Below are 16,762 nucleotides of genomic sequence, written 5' to 3' on the forward strand. Positions count from 1 at the left end.
ACCACGCCGCCGGCAATGAGCCTTCTGCTCCCCCAGGATAATCGCTTGGAAGCGAGGTCGAGCGTGTCGCTCTCCGCCGGAGGAAGTCGCTCATCGATCCGGGAGGAGACCAAAATGCCATTGAACGAACACGTCGCGATCATGCTCGATTCGCCGCGGGCAAAATTCGCGCGCCCCCTGCACGAGTTGACCATCGCCGAGGCGCGAGGGGAGGCAGAGAAGCTCGCATCGCTACAAGGCGAACCGGCGGAGATCGCGTTTGTCAGCAACCGCTATATCGATCGCCCGGGCGGCGCGATCCGCGTGCGGCTCTACAAGCACCGGGACGAGGCCACCGCGGAGCCCGTGCTGATCTACTTCCACGGCGGTGGCTTCATGATCGGCTCATTGGATTCCTTCGATCGAGTCTGCCGGCGCATCGCCGCCACGAGCGGCTGTGCCGTCTTATCGGTGGATTATCGGCTGAGCCCCGAGCATCCCTATCCTGCGGCGACCGACGATGCCTGGACAGTGACGCAATGGCTGGCCCGCGAAGGCGGGAGATGGGGGCTCGATCCTGGCCGGCTCGCGGTTGCAGGCGACAGTGCAGGCGCCACGCTCGCGGCATCCGTCACGCAGGCGGCACGCAAGGCTGGCTCGCCGGCGATCCGGCACCAGGCGCTGATTTATCCGGCGCTGGACCTGACGACGCGGGTGTATCCTTCGAAGATCGACAATGCCGAAGGCTATCGATTGACCATGGCTGCAGTCGAATGGTTCTATGGCCACTATCTGCCCGATCGCGAACGCGCCTCGGAAATTGCCGCCTCGCCGCTTTTGACGGATGACTTCGCGAACCTCCCTCCCGCCACGGTCCTGACGGCCGAGTTCGACCCGCTGCGCGACGAGGGGGACGCTTATGCCGCAGCGCTCGCCGCTGCCGGTGTGCCGGTCGAACACATCCGCATGGAAGGAATGATCCACGGCTTCCTGGGCTTCTTCGCTCAGGTCCCTCAATGCGTCGAAGTGCTCGACCGGATGGCACTCTCGATCAAGGCGGCGCTCACCGCCTGAGGCGGTGCGTCAGCGCATCAACAATCCGCCGTTCACGTCAATCGTGGCACCAGTGACGAAGCCGGCATCGATAGAAGCGAGGTACGCCGCCGCCGCGGCGACCTCGTGCGGTTCGCCCACCCGGCCGAGCGGCAGGCTCGCAACATTCGGCTGCTCGCCATCGACCAAGTCGGTGAGCATCGGAGTGGCCACAGGCCCCGGTGCGCTGGCATTGACCGTCATTCCCAACCCGATTCCCGACGCCGCCCCGGTGACCAGGATCCTCCTTCCATCCAACCTGAGTTCCAACTCACTCACCCCATGTGTCCAGCGCCCCGAGCACCGTGTCCGATGTCGAAAAGGAGCGCTGTGGCCCTGCAAAAAAGCCGGCACGGCCCGCCAGACACACGGCGCCAGCCGGAGGGGCTACCCGGCGATGGGCTGGTCCCCGATCTTGTCGTAGGTCGCGCCGTTGAATCGGATCAGCTGCATCTTCTTGATGGCGACGTAGTCGTCCGGGGCGGTTTTCACCTCGACCCCCGGATAGAGCATGGGCAGGCGCATCGAAAGATTGGTCACCTGCTTCATGATGTTTTGGCGGCTCAAATCGTCGCCTGCCTGCCGCAACACTTTCTCGACCAGCATGCCCATCGAATAGCCCATGGCATTGACGTAGTCGCTCTTGTCCGCGTCGGGATAATACTTTTGCAGAAACGCTAGATAGTCCTGCATTTCAGGCTCGGTGCTTTCCTTTGCGTGAGACACATCGCGCACATAGGCGGCACTGATGAGGCCTTTCGCGTTCTCGAACCCGGCGGCGCTCAGGACCGCGCCGGTCGAGTTCGATACATGCACGAGGTATTTTTGAGCGCTCCAGCCGATCTCCGCCCCCTTCTTGATGGCTTGGGCCGCGAACTTCGGAGAAGCGACGATGATGAAGACGTTGGCGCCGGAGCCCTTCAGATTGACGATCTGGCTGTCGATGGTCGGGTCGGTCACTTCATAGGTTTGCCGCGCGACGATGGCCGCCGTGGGCTTCTCACCCAGTCCATCTTCAATGCCCCTCAGATAGTCGCGCCCAAAATCGTCATTCTGCATGAGGATCGCGATCTTGGCATTGGGCATCTGTTCCAGGATATGACGCGCATAGATGCGGCCTTCGGTCTCGAACGATGGCTGCCAGCCGATCGTCCAAGGGAAGTCCTTGTAATTGCTGAAGCGGCTGGCGCCGGACGAGAGGAACAGCTGAGGCACCTTCCTGGCGTTCATGTACTTTTGGATGGCGGCGTTCTGCGGAGTGCCCAGCGTGCCGGCGAGGAACAGAACCTGTTCCTGCTCAACCAGCTTCCGCGCCTGTTCAACCGTCTTCGATGGGTTGTAGCCGTCGTCCAATGAAATGAACTGAATCTTTCTGCCGCCGATGCCGCCTTCGGCATTCACCTTGTCGAAGTAGGCGCCGAGCGAGCGGCCCATCGTGCCGTAAGCCGACGCCGGGCCGGAATAGGGACCGATATGTCCGACCTTGATCGTGGTGGTGGTGACGCCTGGCGAAGAATCCTTCGCAATTGCCAATTTGCCTGTGACGAGGGGCATCGTCGCAGCCAGGCTCGCCATCATCTCTCTTCTGGATATCGTCATCGAATTTTCCTCCCGTGGTTTTGTCGGCCGCCTCCGAGGTTCCTCGAAGGCGAGGCTTATTGAAGATGTTTCAGTGCCGCCCGCTCACTGGCGCGCGGCTAGCCTTCCGGATCGCCCCGGCAATGCCCTCGGGCATGAGATAGACCAGAAGGATCATGACAACGCCGTAGACTGCCCAGGGCGCGGATTTCGAAATGCTGTCCGCCAAGGTCGGGACATAGACGATGAAGAGAGCGCCGATGACTGCTCCATTCAGCGTGCTGATGCCTCCCACGACGGCTCCTACGAGAAGGGATACGGACAGGAACAGGTCATAGGCGTCAGGGGATACGAACTGGACCGCAGTCGCGGCAAGCCCGCCTGCGACAGCCGCAAAGGCGGCGGAAATGCCGAACGCCATGAATTTGTGATGCCGGCTGTCGATGCCGATCGCCTCGGCCGCGAGCGCGTTGTCGCGGATGGAACGCAACGCCCTGCCCGTGCCGCTCTCGAGCAATGAGTGAGCGATCCAGTAGATGATTCCCACCAGAACCAGGGCATAGAGGTAGAGCCACTGGTCATCGGAAAGTGGAAGGCCGAGAGGTGCCGAGGGCTTCGTCAGAAAGATTCCCTGTACGCCGCCCGTCCATTCCTCCACGCCGTGAAACTTCAGCAGTTGCGGGGTTGCGACGGCGAGCGCGAAGGTCGCAAGGCCGAGATAAATACCGCTCAGCCGTAGCGCGGGGCGGCCAAACGCATAGCCCGCGGCAAAGCCGACGATGCCTCCGACTGGAATCGCAATCCAATAGGGCATCTCGAAATGCCCCATCAGGATGGCGGTGGCGTAGGCGCCAAGGGCGAAGAATGCGCCATGACCCAGCGAGATCTGCCCGCTGAACCCGGTCAGGATGTTGAGGCCAATCAGGGCGATCGCATAGGCCAGCACCATCGTGGCCTGAAACAGCCGGAAATCCGACAGCACCGCCGTGAGGGCGAGCGCGAGCGCAATCACGATGGCACGAACCCAGATGGCGCGCCCGTCTCGTCGAGGCAGCCCGCGGAACGTCCCGCTTGCAGGAGCGTCCGTATCCACGAGCTGTGATTGTTTATCCATCTGCATCTCAGACACGCTTCACCACCACGCGGCCAAACAAGCCCGATGGCTTGATCGTCAGGGTTGCAACGATGAGAACGAGAGCTACAGCCAGGCGGAGCTCGGTTCCGACGACATAGTTTCCGACAAGCGTTTCGATCAGACCGACGAGGAAACCGCCTGCAACCGCGCCGCCGGGGCTGTCGATGCCGCCAATCAGGGCGCCGGCAACCGAATAGAGGAGAACACCGATCATCATGTTCGGGTCGAGGAACACGACGGGGGCGATCATCATCCCCGCGACGGCGCCGATCGCTCCTGCCAACCCCCAGCCCAGAAGCAGCATCTTGCCGACATTGATCCCGACCAGCTCCGCCGATGGGCGGTTCTCCGCCGCGGCCCGCATGGCAAGGCCAAGCGGCGTCCAACGAAAGAAGGCATAGAGGATCGCAAGCAGAAGCAGTGAGACGAAGATGGCGCCGACTTCGTGGGCCGAAAACAGAGAGGTTTCGTACCAGGCGCCTGGCGGAAAAGGACTCGGGAATTTCTTCACCGTGTCCCCGAAGATCCATCCGGCAAGACTGTGAAAGATCATCAGCAGGCCGATGAAGACGACGAGCGTTGTCAAATCCGGTGCGTCGCGCAACGGCCGGATCACGAAGAACTCGATGGCTCCCGCGATAAGGAAGGAGACCGCGACGGTCAGGGCAAACGCGCCCCAGTAGGGGATGCCAGCTTGCATGAAGCCCCACGCCACGAACGTCGAGAACATCGCCATCTCGCCCTGCGCGAAGTTCACATGGTGCGTGGACCGGTAGATCATGACCAATGACAGGGCGACGCTCGCATAGATCGCACCGGCCGACAGACCGACGACGCATTGATGCAGAAAGGTTTCCATTCTGTGCCTCAGCCTATTGCCCGAGATACGCTTTCTTGACGGCCGGATTGCTCCTCATCTCCGTCGAACTGCCGTGCATGACGATTTCGCCGGTTTCGAGCAGATAGGCGTGATGTGCAAAGCTTAGTGCCAGCGCGGCATTCTGTTCGACGATCAGAATACTGACGCCGCTTTCGGCGTTGATGCGGCGCATGATGTCGAAAATGTCCCTCACGACCAGCGGCGCCAGCCCGAAAGACGGTTCGTCCAGCAGCAGGATCCGCGGTTCGCTCATCAAGGCTCGCGCGATCGCGAGCATCTGCTGCTCGCCCCCTGAAAGCGTGCCGGCCTGCTGATTCCGCCTTTCCTCCAACCGGGGGAAGTAGCCGAACATCTTTTTCATCAGGATGGGCACGGTCACCGGCCGGGCTGCGGCATGCGCGCCAAGCCGAAGGTTCTCCTCGGTGGTCAGGCCCAGAAAGGTGCCGCGGCCATCGGGGACATGAGCCACCCCGCGCCGGGCGATCTGATGCGTGCTCAACCCTTCTATCGACTTGCCACCCAGCCTGACCTGGCCGTCGGTCCGAACGCCCATCCGGCACAGAGCGCGGAGCGTCGTCGTCTTGCCCGCGCCATTGGCCCCGAGCAAGGCCACAACCTGCCCTTCCGCTACGCTGAGGTTCAGACCACGGATCACGGGTGACATGCCGTAGCTGACATCGAGATTGGTGACTTCGAGGAATGGCATCATGGTCGGCTCACCCCTCCCCCAGATAGGCCCGAACGACCTCGGGATTGTCTCGGACTTCCCGGGGCGTCCCTTCGGCGATCTTGCGGCCGAAATTCAGCACGGCGATATGGTCGCAAAGGCCCATCACCATGCCCATGTGATGCTCGACCAACAGGATCGTGACATCGAAGTCCCTGCGGATCCGGCGGATCAGCGCCGAGAGTTCATCCACCTCTTCGTGGTTGAGGCCGCAGGCCGGCTCGTCCAGAAGCAGAAGCTTCGGACGTGAGGCCAGGGCACGTGCGAGTTCGACCCGCTTCTGTGTGCCGAACGGCAGATCGGCGACAGGCCTCTCCGAGACGGCATCCAGTTCCAGCAGTTCGATCAGCCGCGCGGCCGCTCGTTGAGCTCCCTCCTCGGCCCTGAACGCGTTGGGAAGCCGTAGCGCGTTCGCCAGGATTCCGGCATCGAACCGGCAATGCGCGCCAACCAGGATGTTTTCGCGGACGGTCATCGTCCGGAACATCGCCAGATTCTGGAACGTGCGCCCGATACCGGCGCTGGCGCGCCTGTTCGCCGGCACGCCAGACAGCGAGCGCCCCGAATACCGGATGTCACCGCTGCTATAGCGATAGAGACCCGACAGGCAGTTGAAAAATGTCGTCTTGCCCGCCCCGTTAGGGCCGATCAGGCCGAAAACGCTGTCGCGCGCAACCGAGAGCGACACCCCGTCCAACGCGAGGATGCCACCGAAGCGAACAACAACCGATTCGACGGATAGCAAAGGGTCGGCGTCAGCGACCATGCCGCAATGCCCCACACGGCAACCGCGGCTGCTCCGAGGGCCGCCGCGGGCGCACCACGCAGCGATCGGTCCGCCCTCTTCGCGAGAGGGGATAGGTTCTGGCGATCACGGAAGCTCCCTGTTCAGTCCGCAGCTTTCTCTGAGCCGCGTTATTGACCGAGACGATCTCAGGAATTATATTTGCTGTCAAGATAGCAAGTATCTTGAGAGGACCTTGGGTGGCAGGAACCGCTTCGAACTCTCCATCGTCACATATCGCGGGCACCTGAAACAGAATTCGGATGTCCGCAATGTCCCCACCTGGTGACACGAACGAACGGCAATGCCGACCTAAGATCCCCTCGCCTGCCCTCCCCTGCCTTCATCCACATCATTCAAAAACCCGGACGTACCGGGGGATCGCACCGCCACAGCCGTGCAAAGGAAACGACCATGAAAATCCGAGCTGCAGTTTTGGAAGAGATCGGCCGCCCCGGGCCCTATAGCGAAACCAAACCCCTGAATATCTGCGATCTCGATCTCGCCGAGCCCCAGTCAGGAGAGGTTTTGGTTCGCGTCGCGGCTGCCGGGCTGTGCCACTCGGACCTGTCCGTCATCAACGGCGACCGACCGCGCCCCGTTCCCATGGTGCTGGGCCATGAAGGCGCCGGCATCGTCGAGAAGGTCGGAGAAGGCGTCGCCGACCTGCGACCTGGCGATCATGTGATCTTTGTGTTCGTCCCTTCCTGCGGCCATTGCGCCCCGTGCAAGAGCGGACGGCCTGCACTGTGCGAACCGGGCGCGGCTTCCAACGGTATTGGCGAGCTAATTGGAGGGGGCGTCCGGTTGTCGCGCAACGGCGAACCCATCTCGCATCAGGTCGGAATCTCGAGCTTCGCCACTCATTGCGTGGTCTCGCGCTTCAGCCTCGTGAAGATCGACAGGGAGGTTCCGCTGCCCATAGCCGCGATGATGGGCTGCGCCGTGCTGACCGGTGCCGGCGCGGCCTTCAATACGGACGCTGTGCCACCTGGCGGTACTGCCGCGGTCGTAGGCCTGGGCGGAGTTGGCCTCTCGGCCGTTCTCGGTGCGGTTGCGGCAGGGGCGGAGACGATCGTCGCGGTCGATACGCTGGACAGCAAGTTGGACGCGGCCCGCGAGCTTGGCGCCACCCACTGCTTCAACGCCCGCGACCCGGATGTCGTCGCCAAGGTCCGCGATGCGACTTCGGGGGGCGTCGACGCGGCATTGGAATTCGCCGGCGCTCCAAAGGCATTGGAGGCCGCCTTCGATATGACGCGCCGCGGCGGTACCACCGTCTCGGCAAGCCTGCCGCACCCCAATTCCGTCCTCAGCATCTCGCCCTTGAAGCTGGTGGCGGAGGAGCGGACGCTGAAGGGCAGCTACCTGGGCTCGGGAGTGCCGACTCGCGATATTCCGCGGTTCCTGGGCCTCTTTCAGCGCGGCAAGATGCCGATCGACCGGCTCATGACCCACACCCTCACCCTGGACCAGATCAACGAGGGCTTCGATCGCCTCCATCGCGGCGAGGCGATCCGCCAGATCGTCCTGTTCGACACGTGAACGACCACAAGCAACGGGTGTGGATGTGAAACATTATCAACTTTTCATCGACGGCCAGTGGTGCGATCCGGCGAGCAACGAGTGGTTCGATACGATGAACCCCTATAGCGGCGAGGTCTGGGCGCATATTCCGCGAGGGAATGCGCAGGACATCGATCGAGCGGTCATGGCGGCCGGCCGCGCTCTGCGCGAAGGCCCCTGGGCGAAAATGACTCCCAGCCAGCGTGGCAAGCTGATGCGCCGGCTAGGCGATTTGGTGGCCGAGAACGCCGACCGGCTTGCCGAAATCGAGGTTCGCGACAACGGCAAGCTGCTGGCCGAAATGGGCGGGCAACTGCGGTATCATTCAGAATGGTGGTATTATTTCGGGGGATTGGCCGACAAGATCGAAGGCGCCGTCGTGCCGATCGACAAGCCCGAAATGATGGCCTGGACAACGCAGCAGCCGGTCGGCGTGGTCGCCGCGCTGACGGCATGGAATTCGCCGCTGCTTTTCGTCGCATGGAAATGCGCCCCTGCGATCGCGGCAGGCTGCACTGTGATTATAAAGCCTTCGGAATTCACCTCGGCCTCGACCCTGGAGTTCGTGGAACTGACCCGGGAAGCGGGCTTCCCCGATGGAGTGTTCAACGTCGTCACCGGCTTTGGGACCGAGACCGGCGCGCAGCTCGTCAGCCATCCCGGCGTTTCGAAGGTCACCTTCACCGGATCGGACGCCGCCGGGGCTGCGGTCTATCAGGCAGCGGCAAAGACGATGAAGCGCGTCTCGCTGGAACTGGGCGGCAAATCACCGAATATCGTTTTCGAGGACGCGAACCTTGAGGCGGCCCTTGCCGGTGTCGTCTCCGGCATTTTTGCAGCTACGGGACAGACCTGTATCGCGGGCTCGCGCCTTCTGGTGCAGAATTCGATCCGAGAAGAGTTCGTTGCTCGCCTCATCGAAATGGCGCGAACTGCGAAGATCGGCGATCCTATGCTCCCCGATGTCAACATCGGACCTATTACGACGCCGCCGCAATTCGAGAAGGTTTTGAACTACATCAGCATTGCGAAGGCCGAGGGAGCACGTTGCGTTCTGGGCGGTCGACGCGCCGCAGGCGAGGGCCTAGCCGAAGGGCTTTTCGTTGAACCGACAATTTTTGTCGATGTCAAGAACGACATGCGCATCGCGCAGGAAGAGGTTTTCGGACCAATTCTGTCAGTAATCGGCTTTGATACCGAAGAAGAAGCGATCGGGATCGGAAACAATGTTGTCTACGGTCTTGCAGCGGGAGTCTGGACTCGCGACGTCGCGCGCGCGCTACGTATGACCCGGGCGCTGGAGGTCGGAACCGTTTGGGTGAATACCTACCGGGCCGTGAGCTACATGATGCCTTTCGGCGGCATCAAACGCTCCGGTCTGGGCCGCGAAAGCGGTCAAGCGGCGATGCAAGATTTCCTCGAGCATAAGAGCGTCTGGATTTCCACCTCCGATGCAATTCCTGGCAACCCCTTCGTCCTGCGCTGAACCCGCATATCACCGCAAGGTCTGGTTGTTCGACACGTAACGGCCGGGCCATGATCGAGCGGCTGCCATCCACACAGCCATCGAGGCCGCAATAATCTGCGGTCTCGATCTTCGACCCGGCCGGCATGCCCATCGACCACCGCAACGCGCGGCTCGGCGAGCCGATGACGTCTTGCCTCCCTGCCACGCGACGACGCCGGCCTCGCCGAGCGTCGCGACGGTCGCGATCTGCCGCTCTACGTCCAGCCGTTGTGCCACGGCATCGGGGTCTCGCTGCTGCCAGCGCGGCGCTTCGGCGAGGACCAGCGCCTCGTGCTCGTTGACGATCAGGATATCGAGCTGTTCGAGCAACGCCGGAGCGGGTGCTCCGGCCGGCGCCAGGTTGAGGATCACACGTCCGCCAGCCCGTTTCATGGTCTCCGCGGCTTCCAGGCAGGCCTCTTCCGGGATCTCGCGCTGCAGCAGCAGGATATCGTCCGGGCCGAGCCGCACCCGATGAAGCGCGTCTGTCCCGGACGAAGGCATTGGCGCCGGCCGCGACGATGATCTGGTTGGCGCCCTCCCGTTCCGTGGCGATGAAGGCGGCCCCCGTCGGCCGGTCGAGACGCGCAATAATGGTCCAGATTCGCCGGCGCGCGGCAGGCATGCGACCGGCGTGACCAGATCGATGTTGATCGAGCCGAAGACGACGATCATGCAGGCTTCCTAATTCTCCAGGACCCAGTGATCCTGACCGGCCTCGCGATAGCGGCGTTGTGGCGGCACGTAATCGGCGGGCCGCCACGGGCTCCTGATCTCGTCCGCCGACGGCTGGCGTGCGCGGCGGCGCGCCGGGTCGGCGATCGGAACCGCTGCCATCAGCCTCCTGGTGTAGTCGTGCTGCGGATTCTCGAAGACGGCGCGGCGCGAGCCGATCTCGACGATCTCGCCGAGATACATCACGGCGACGCGATGGCTGGTGCGCTCGACCGCGGCCATGTCGTGCGAGATGAAGAGATAGCCGAGGCCGTGCTCCTCCTGCATCGAGCATGAGGTTGATGATCTGCGCCTTGACGGAGACGTCCAGGGCCGAGACGGCCTCGTCGGCGATGATCAGTTTGGGCCCGAGCGTCAGCGTGCGGGCGATGCAGACGCGCTGACGCTGCCCGCCCGAGAACTCGTGGCGGAAACGATCGGCCATGGATGCCGAAAGCCCGACCCGCTCCAGCATGTGAGATCGCCTGCAATGTTTAACATTGGACGCCGATCTGGAGTGCGCCCCTTGAGGCGGACAGCGAGACGGCGAGCAATTGACCGGAGAGCCGGGCTTTCGAAGGATGAAAGCCCATGGTTCGACATCGTTCCCACAGCGTCGAGTTCAAGCGCCAGGTGGCACAGGATTACCTGGCCCGCGAGACGCTCCATAACCTCGCCCGTCGGCATGACATGTCGCGCAACCTGATCCGCATCTGGATCCAAAAGTTCGAGGGCGGCGCTTTCGACGACGAGGCGGCAGCCGCCGATACGATCGTAGCCTACGAGGCGCGCATCGCCGCCTTGGAGCGACTCGTCGGCAGGCAGGCGCTTGAGATCGAGTTCCTAAAGGGGGCTCTGAAGCACGGACCTCGGCCCAGAAGCGCGACTACGTCCGTCGTCACCGGCCCCGCGGCATCTCCGTCGCAGAAGGATGCCGGCTGATGGGGATCGCGCGCTCGACCTACTACGATAAGCCGGCCGTCAGCGTCGACGACACCGCGCTCGTCGAGACGATGGTCACGATCTCCGAGAGCTTCGAAGCCTATGGCTATCGCCGGATGCAGGCGGCGCTGCGTCACCGCGGTTTCGTCGTGAACCACAAGAAGATCCGACGCCTAATGCGGGATCATGATCTGCAACCACGCCGGCGCAGGCGCTTCGTCGCCACGACCAATGGCGATCATGACCTGCCGATCTTCCCGAACCTGGCGAAGGGCATGATCCCGGACGGGCCGAACCAGCTCTGGGTGGCCGACATCACCTGTGTCGCGGTCACCACATCCCTCTGCGAACGCAAGCCGAAAGACGTCATCCGATCGCAGTCGGCCGCCACGTCTCCACCGGATTGCGCCAGTCGATACCGGACAACAGATAGCCCATCTGCGCGGGCGTAATCGCAACGACGCCATCGGCCGGCGACGGCCACAGAAATCGGCCCTTCTCCAGCCGGCGCACATAGAGGCTCGCCGCCTGACCGTCGTGCCAGATCACCTTCAAAAGATCGCCGCGACGCCCTCGGAAACAGAAGACGTGACCGTTCAGCGGATCGCGCTTCAAGACCTCCTTGGGCCACCAGCGCCAGCGAGGCGAACCCCTTGCGCATATCGGTGTGGCCGGTCGCCAGCCAAACCTTCACGCCAACCGGAACCGGGATCATCGGGCTCTCAGCGCAGCGAGGACTTCGCGCAGTGCATGACCATCGACCCCGCCCTCAAGCCGCACCCGATCGCCGGACGCCAACTCGATCTCCACGCAACTCCGGCGACGCGCAGCCCGCTTCCGAGACGGAGCCGGGTTCGGAGAAACCGCAGCCTCGTCCTTCAGCGGCTCGACAACGACCGGCAGCAGAGCCGGCTCCTCGGGCTTGACCCGCTCGCATAACTGCTTGCGCCAATGGAAAAGCTGGCTCACGTGCAGGCAGGCCGATCGCGCGATATCCGATGCCGAGGCTCCCGGCTCCAGCGACAATCCGACCAGCCGCTCCTTCTCGGCTCGGGGCCAGCGCCGCCGACGGCCCACCGAGGTGATCACCTCAACCCGCGACATCGTCATATGAGTACTCCTAGGATTACTCCTAGGAGTTCACGTCAACCGACAACCGCCGCAAGGCGGTCCCCGCCGGACGGATACTTTCCATGTGCCGCACGGATTGCCGAACGCGCTCGTCCTGGCTCCGGTACTGCGTTTTAATCTGCCGAAGGCTGCCGGCGTCTATGCGGAGATCGCACCCGATGCATTTCCCGAACTCTCGTCAATTGAGAGTTTTAAGCGCGGTGAAGCGTTTGTCGAAGCGCTGGTGAAACTCGGTCAGGAATTGAAAGTCCCGCAAAGCTTGCGGGAACTCCAAATCCCTCGCACAGCTCTGCCGCTGCTGGCGGAAGATGCCATGAAGCAGACCCGGCTTCTAACAAACAACCCACGGGAAATCACGCAAGAGGACGCACTCGCGATTTACGAGGAAGCGTCCTGACACTTCCGAGCGCTGCACGAACGAAAGCAAACCAATTCAAAGCCAGGGCAAAGTGCGAGAAGCAGCATCGTCACAAGCAGTAGGTCGGCACCAACTTTACTTCTTCTTGCACGATCCAGGCGTATGTCCCAGGCACGGCGAGACGCGCATGAGTCACCTTATTGTTTGAAAGCCCGACGAACCTAGACGTGGGACGCCTGTCGCGCCGAAGCCAATTGTCTCCCCAAGTTTTGAGCAGGACCATTGGGTTATAAATGTCCCGCCCTTTTGGAGTTAAGCGGTAGGCTCCGTTTTCATCAGCTCGCTTTTCGAGGAAGCCGTGCACCACGAGATTGTCCAGTCGCGAGGACAATACGTTAGTCGCGATGTTGAGGTTGCGCTGAAACTCGTCAAACCGCTTGTTGCCGTGGAAGAACTCCTGAAAGATCATAAACGTCCATCGGTCGCCGACCAAAGCCAGGGTTCGTTCCATTGAGCATGGCCGCTTACCCCGCGATTGGCCGTCCCGGTCCGTGCGATAGCTGCGCGGAATTTCCTCCCGCGGGCGCCAATAGTCCACATCGACCTCGAACCGCACCGCGCGCGGATTCAGATCTGATCCATCATGATCCCACACGAACTGGGGTGAAAACCACGTTCTGGTCGGCACGTGGAACAGCGCAAGAGGCGGGACGCCTTCCCACAACCATTTATCGCCGTACCACATCAGACCTAGTAGGACGGGAAAAAGGTCCCGGCCGCTTTCAGTCAAAATATATCGCTTCCACGATCCCGGGCCTTCAGAGAGGAGCCGAGTGTCCAGCAACCCGCCCTCAACCAAGCTGTTCAGAGACTTGGTGAGAGTGGCCCTGGGAATCTGAAGCCGAACCGCAAACTCGTTGAACCGCTCCGCCCCGAAGAAAGCTTCCCTCAGAATGAGGAAGCGCCAGGGATCGGTTAGTATCTGTAGTGTGTCAGAGATTTCTGAGTCGCGCTCGCGCCCTGCAGGAGCAAATTTGTCCGGGCGCGAGGCGTTTGACCCCTGTGTCTCGGCAGACGGACCAGGCTGGCCGGCTTCGGCATTTGCCGTCAAGACAACTCGGGAAGCGATTCCGATGCGATCCAACATGCCCGCCTGTTCGATTTCAAGGGCACGTACTAACACGGGACTCAGGCCATCTCTACCCCGCGCAATTCAAGCTCGAACTCGCGCATTTTGAATTTTTGAGCCTTGCCGCTGGCCGTCGTGGGGAATTCCTCAACGATCCTGATTAGCCTCGGGATCTTGTAGGTTGCAATTTTCCCTTTACACAAGTCGAAAATGTCTTGCGGCAGCAGAATGGACCCCTCCTGCAACCTAACCCAGGCACATACTTCTTCGCCGTATTTATCATCAGGCATTCCAAATACGTATGCGTCCAGGACGTCCGGAATCGTGATAAGGTACTCCTCAACCTCTCTAGGATATATGTTCTCGCCGCCCCGAATTATTACATCCTTGAGGCGGCCGACGATTTCAACGTAACCGCTAGGTTGCATGACTGCCAGGTCGCCAGAGTGCATCCAACCGTCAGAATCAATTGCTTGCCCTGTCAGTTCAGGAGCCTGCCAATAGCCTTTCATTACGCTGTAGCCACGCACACAAAGTTCGCCCGGAAGGCCGAAAGCGACCACATTGCCGGTGTCGGGATCTATGATTTTCGCTTCGAGGTGCGGCTGAATAACACCGACTGTTGAAACTCTTACATCAGTCGAGTCTGTAGCGCGGGTCTGAAACGAAATTGGAGATGTCTCGGTCATTCCATATACAACCGTGATCTCCTTCATGTTCATCGTTTCGATAATTTCAGTCATCGTTGCGTGAGGACAGGGAGCCGCCCCGATAGCGCCCGTTCGTAACGAATTGAGGTCGATGTCCTTAAGCTCTGGATGGCTCAGCATGGAAATGAACATCATAGGAACTGCGTAGAGCGAAGTGCACTTCCGAGCCTCCACAGCCGCCAGCGTTTCCCTCGGCTCGAAAGATTCGCCCGGGAGGACGATCTCCGTGCCATGCGCCACCGCGGCCAGCGCCCCTAAGACGATGCCGAAGCAATGGAAGAACGGGACAGGCAAGCAAATACTATCATTTTCGGACAAGCGCTGGCGCAGGCCCACAAAATAGCCGTTGTTAAGAATGCCATGGTGCGTGAGCAGCGCGCCTTTCGGCCTGCCAGTTGTTCCTGACGTGTACTGAAGATGGCACGGCGCGCCAGAATAAACTGCTGAAGCCCGCTGATCGAGATGAGCATCGTCGATAGCTCGGCCAGGCTCCAGAAATTTTTCCCATTTCCGTGTATCACCGGTGCTATTGACGCCGTCAAACAGAACTACGTGTTCAAGCGCCGGCAGATTTCCCCGGATCTCTTCGATTGCCTGTACGAACGAAAAGCCGCGGAAAGCTGGAGCCGCGATGAGTAGTTTCACGCCTGCGTCATCCAGCACATATCGGACCTCTTCGGCACGAAACGCAGGATTCACTGTGACGACAATCGCGCCGATACGGACAATGCCGTGATGGGCAGCCAGCCACTCCCATCGATTTGCGCTCCAGATAGCAACGCGATCGCCCTGCTGGATGCCCAACGCAATGAGGGACTTTGCAACCCGATCAGCAAGTTGGTCGAGTTCGGCGTAGGTAAGCTCGCAGCCTTGGAAAAGGCTACAGATGGCGGGCTTATGGGGGAAGCGCGAAGCTGCCTGGCGAAGTGCAGTCCCGATGCTCAACTGCAGCAACGGGACGTGATTCTCCCCAATGACGTGAGAAGGAACCGACATTATATCCTCCCAAGGATATATTTTAGTTTTATGTTTTATTACTCAGCGGCGATCGCTGTTGGCGCGTAGCGCGCAATCGCCTCGTCCATCGCTTGTCCGTCAGGATCCGCGACCGCGGCCTTGTAAGCGGCGTTTACGGCCTCCGTGGCGGCGTATTTGCCCATGATCGCGGGCATAACGATCGCTTCGAAAAGCAAGTCGAAATTCCGGACTCCCCTGCGGTATGTACCGCTATAGCCTTTGACGAGCCCGGATGTCGCCGCAACAGCAACGCCGAAATCGTAATCGATCTTAGCTGCGGCCCCCATGGCCTCGAACCAGCGCCCCGTCAGCTTGGCTTCTTCCGCGAACCGCCAAGATTTGCGTCGCAGCACTCTAAGTCTGGCGAGTGTCCTCATGGTGAGAAACCCGAAAACCGTGTCGCTCCTGACATACAGGCCGACATTCAGGCTGTGTTCGATACCCCGCTTTCTCGACCATTTTAGGACCCGCTCGCCGAGTTTGACCGGAAGGATCGCGCAGGCTTCCTCGAGGCCGGGCTTCAAATACTCCGTAATTCGGAGCAACTCGCCATCTCGAACGCGCGTTTCCGACCGTACAGTCGCAAATCGCTCCGCGCGTGTTTTCAAGTCGGCGACCCGCATCACGTCTTCGTAGGTCATACGCAGCGCGAGATTGCGAGCCCCCTCGATTGTCAGTTTCCAGCCTCGGCTCGCACCGTCGTGAGCGCGATCGAAGGCCAGCAGCTCGCGGGCGCGATCGAGGAATGCGCTTCCAAACGCAGCATCTTGATAGTCGACGACTCGCGCGTGGCCATGCCCGACGACAAACCGCGTTTCGACCGGAAATTCTTCACTTGACCAGGCTGGCGTTTGCTGGCTAGGGCGCTGTGGCGCGCCCTTCCCGGCGGCAACCGTCTCTCCCTGAGCGGCACGAAAACCCAGCGCGTAGCCTCGCTTGCTGGCAGCAACGCCTTTACCGCCCGCGACGATGGCTGCCTCGAATTGCGCCGGATCGATAGGCAAAGCACCGGAGCCCGCTAGGGCGCCGAGTAGGACCGCGTTGATAACCGTCCCGGCTTCTTCCGCCGCGCGCTCCATGTCGAATACGATAGCCCGACGCGAAAGGTCGTGTACGACCTTCAGGGCACGGTCGGATTCGAACCGCCCGTCTTCCATAGCGATCTTTTCGGAGGTCGCGTAAACGCGGTGGCTCGACGCGATCAGGGTCGTCCGATCGGCCGTGATATAACCACTCTGAACTCCGCGCGCAGCTTCGATCAGCTCGGACGCCAACATGACGTCCACATCGCCCGGCACGGGCGTCAAAGCGAACACCACGCGCCTATTGCCGAGTTCCGAGATCGGAACCTCACAATACTCGATGTAATAGGTCGTGGCACCCGTACGTTGGGCAACGCCCGGAATCGACGTTGCTTGGCAAAGATAGCCCGAGTTGCGGATTGCAGTCGAAATCCAGTCCGCCAGGACGCCGCCACCTTCGCCGCCAAGGGCAGCGATCAAGATTGCTCTGT

General features: G+C 61.3%; 18 protein-coding genes and 1 pseudogene. 6 read left to right on the forward strand and 13 right to left on the reverse strand.

What is annotated here, in order from left to right; all coding sequences use genetic code 11:
- The first annotated feature begins 63 nt into the window (after positions 1 to 63).
- Positions 64 to 1,053: an alpha/beta hydrolase gene (locus FQV39_RS10080; RefSeq protein WP_187640232.1), complete on the forward strand. Its 990-nt coding sequence runs from the start codon at positions 64 to 66 to the stop codon at positions 1,051 to 1,053.
- A 9-nt stretch (positions 1,054 to 1,062) separates the two neighbouring features.
- Here FQV39_RS10080 and FQV39_RS10085 read toward each other — a convergent pair whose 3' ends face one another.
- The 6 genes from FQV39_RS10085 to FQV39_RS10110 all read right to left on the reverse strand — a co-directional run bounded on the left by FQV39_RS10085 (position 1,063) and on the right by FQV39_RS10110 (position 6,172).
- Positions 1,063 to 1,350, reverse strand: a complete 288-nt coding sequence (locus tag FQV39_RS10085) for an SDR family oxidoreductase (protein ID WP_210251193.1) — start codon at positions 1,348 to 1,350, stop codon at positions 1,063 to 1,065.
- A 108-nt stretch (positions 1,351 to 1,458) separates the two neighbouring features.
- Positions 1,459 to 2,670, reverse strand: coding sequence for an ABC transporter substrate-binding protein (locus tag FQV39_RS10090; protein WP_248313311.1), 1,212 nt, complete (start codon positions 2,668 to 2,670; stop codon positions 1,459 to 1,461).
- Between the two features lie 70 nt (positions 2,671 to 2,740).
- Positions 2,741 to 3,769, reverse strand: coding sequence for a branched-chain amino acid ABC transporter permease (locus tag FQV39_RS10095; RefSeq protein ID WP_248313386.1), 1,029 nt, complete (start codon positions 3,767 to 3,769; stop codon positions 2,741 to 2,743).
- A 1-nt stretch (position 3,770) separates the two neighbouring features.
- Positions 3,771 to 4,643, reverse strand: a complete 873-nt coding sequence (locus FQV39_RS10100) for a branched-chain amino acid ABC transporter permease (protein WP_149130171.1) — start codon at positions 4,641 to 4,643, stop codon at positions 3,771 to 3,773.
- Between the two features lie 13 nt (positions 4,644 to 4,656).
- Positions 4,657 to 5,373, reverse strand: coding sequence for an ABC transporter ATP-binding protein (locus FQV39_RS10105; protein ID WP_149130172.1), 717 nt, complete (start codon positions 5,371 to 5,373; stop codon positions 4,657 to 4,659).
- Positions 5,374 to 5,380: 7 nt separating this feature from the next.
- Positions 5,381 to 6,172 (reverse strand): ABC transporter ATP-binding protein, encoded by a 792-nt coding sequence (locus FQV39_RS10110; RefSeq protein WP_472840633.1) that lies wholly within the window; start codon positions 6,170 to 6,172, stop codon positions 5,381 to 5,383.
- 417 nt (positions 6,173 to 6,589) lie between these two features.
- Here FQV39_RS10110 and FQV39_RS10115 point away from each other — a divergent pair, with 417 nt between their 5' ends.
- A complete protein-coding gene (locus tag FQV39_RS10115; protein ID WP_149133765.1) occupies positions 6,590 to 7,720 on the forward strand; it encodes a zinc-dependent alcohol dehydrogenase family protein in 1,131 nt (376 codons plus the stop codon).
- Between the two features lie 25 nt (positions 7,721 to 7,745).
- Positions 7,746 to 9,227 (forward strand): aldehyde dehydrogenase, encoded by a 1,482-nt coding sequence (locus FQV39_RS10120; protein WP_149130174.1) that lies wholly within the window; start codon positions 7,746 to 7,748, stop codon positions 9,225 to 9,227.
- 9 nt (positions 9,228 to 9,236) lie between these two features.
- On the opposite strand, the gene FQV39_RS10125 is transcribed toward FQV39_RS10120, so the two are convergent.
- Positions 9,237 to 9,923 (reverse strand): PfkB family carbohydrate kinase, encoded by a 687-nt coding sequence (locus FQV39_RS10125; RefSeq protein WP_149130175.1) that lies wholly within the window; start codon positions 9,921 to 9,923, stop codon positions 9,237 to 9,239.
- 9 nt (positions 9,924 to 9,932) lie between these two features.
- Positions 9,933 to 10,449 (reverse strand): annotated as a pseudogene (locus FQV39_RS10130) (ATP-binding cassette domain-containing protein); the annotation flags it as partial.
- 104 nt (positions 10,450 to 10,553) lie between these two features.
- Between FQV39_RS10130 and FQV39_RS10135 the strand changes: the two are divergent.
- Positions 10,554 to 10,904: a transposase gene (locus FQV39_RS10135; protein ID WP_149130176.1), complete on the forward strand. Its 351-nt coding sequence runs from the start codon at positions 10,554 to 10,556 to the stop codon at positions 10,902 to 10,904.
- Positions 10,904 to 11,356 carry an IS3 family transposase gene (locus tag FQV39_RS10140; RefSeq protein WP_149130177.1) on the forward strand — a complete coding sequence of 151 codons (453 nt, stop codon included), beginning with the start codon at positions 10,904 to 10,906 and terminating at the stop codon, positions 11,354 to 11,356. Before FQV39_RS10135 ends, FQV39_RS10140 begins: the two co-directional genes overlap by 1 nt.
- On the opposite strand, the gene tnpB is transcribed toward FQV39_RS10140, so the two are convergent.
- Both tnpB and tnpA read right to left on the reverse strand, forming a co-directional pair.
- Positions 11,271 to 11,519, reverse strand: a complete 249-nt coding sequence (gene tnpB / locus FQV39_RS10145; RefSeq protein WP_349238587.1) for an IS66 family insertion sequence element accessory protein TnpB — start codon at positions 11,517 to 11,519, stop codon at positions 11,271 to 11,273. The two genes, FQV39_RS10140 and tnpB, sit on opposite strands and share 86 nt — an antisense overlap.
- Positions 11,520 to 11,615: 96 nt before the next feature.
- Positions 11,616 to 12,014 (reverse strand): IS66-like element accessory protein TnpA, encoded by a 399-nt coding sequence (gene tnpA / locus FQV39_RS10150; protein ID WP_149130178.1) that lies wholly within the window; start codon positions 12,012 to 12,014, stop codon positions 11,616 to 11,618.
- A gap of 85 nt (positions 12,015 to 12,099) precedes the next feature.
- Between tnpA and FQV39_RS10155 the strand changes: the two genes are divergently transcribed.
- Positions 12,100 to 12,432, forward strand: coding sequence for a dehydroquinate synthase/iron-containing alcohol dehydrogenase family protein (locus FQV39_RS10155; RefSeq protein ID WP_149130179.1), 333 nt, complete (start codon positions 12,100 to 12,102; stop codon positions 12,430 to 12,432).
- 70 nt (positions 12,433 to 12,502) lie between these two features.
- Here the strand turns inward: FQV39_RS10155 and FQV39_RS10160 are convergent, their stop codons facing one another.
- The 3 genes from FQV39_RS10160 to FQV39_RS10170 are packed head-to-tail and all read right to left on the reverse strand — an operon-like array spanning position 12,503 to position 16,751.
- Positions 12,503 to 13,540, reverse strand: coding sequence for a winged helix-turn-helix transcriptional regulator (locus tag FQV39_RS10160; protein ID WP_149130180.1), 1,038 nt, complete (start codon positions 13,538 to 13,540; stop codon positions 12,503 to 12,505).
- Positions 13,541 to 13,581: 41 nt separating this feature from the next.
- A complete protein-coding gene (locus tag FQV39_RS10165) occupies positions 13,582 to 15,228 on the reverse strand; it encodes an AMP-binding protein (protein ID WP_149130181.1) in 1,647 nt (548 codons plus the stop codon).
- Positions 15,229 to 15,266: 38 nt separating this feature from the next.
- Entirely contained in the window at positions 15,267 to 16,751 is a 1,485-nt protein-coding gene (locus FQV39_RS10170; RefSeq protein ID WP_187640233.1) for an indolepyruvate oxidoreductase subunit beta family protein, read from the reverse strand.
- Positions 16,752 to 16,762 lie beyond the last annotated feature (11 nt).

This window comes from Bosea sp. F3-2 (assembly GCF_008253865.1).
Lineage (GTDB): Bacteria > Pseudomonadota > Alphaproteobacteria > Rhizobiales > Beijerinckiaceae > Allobosea.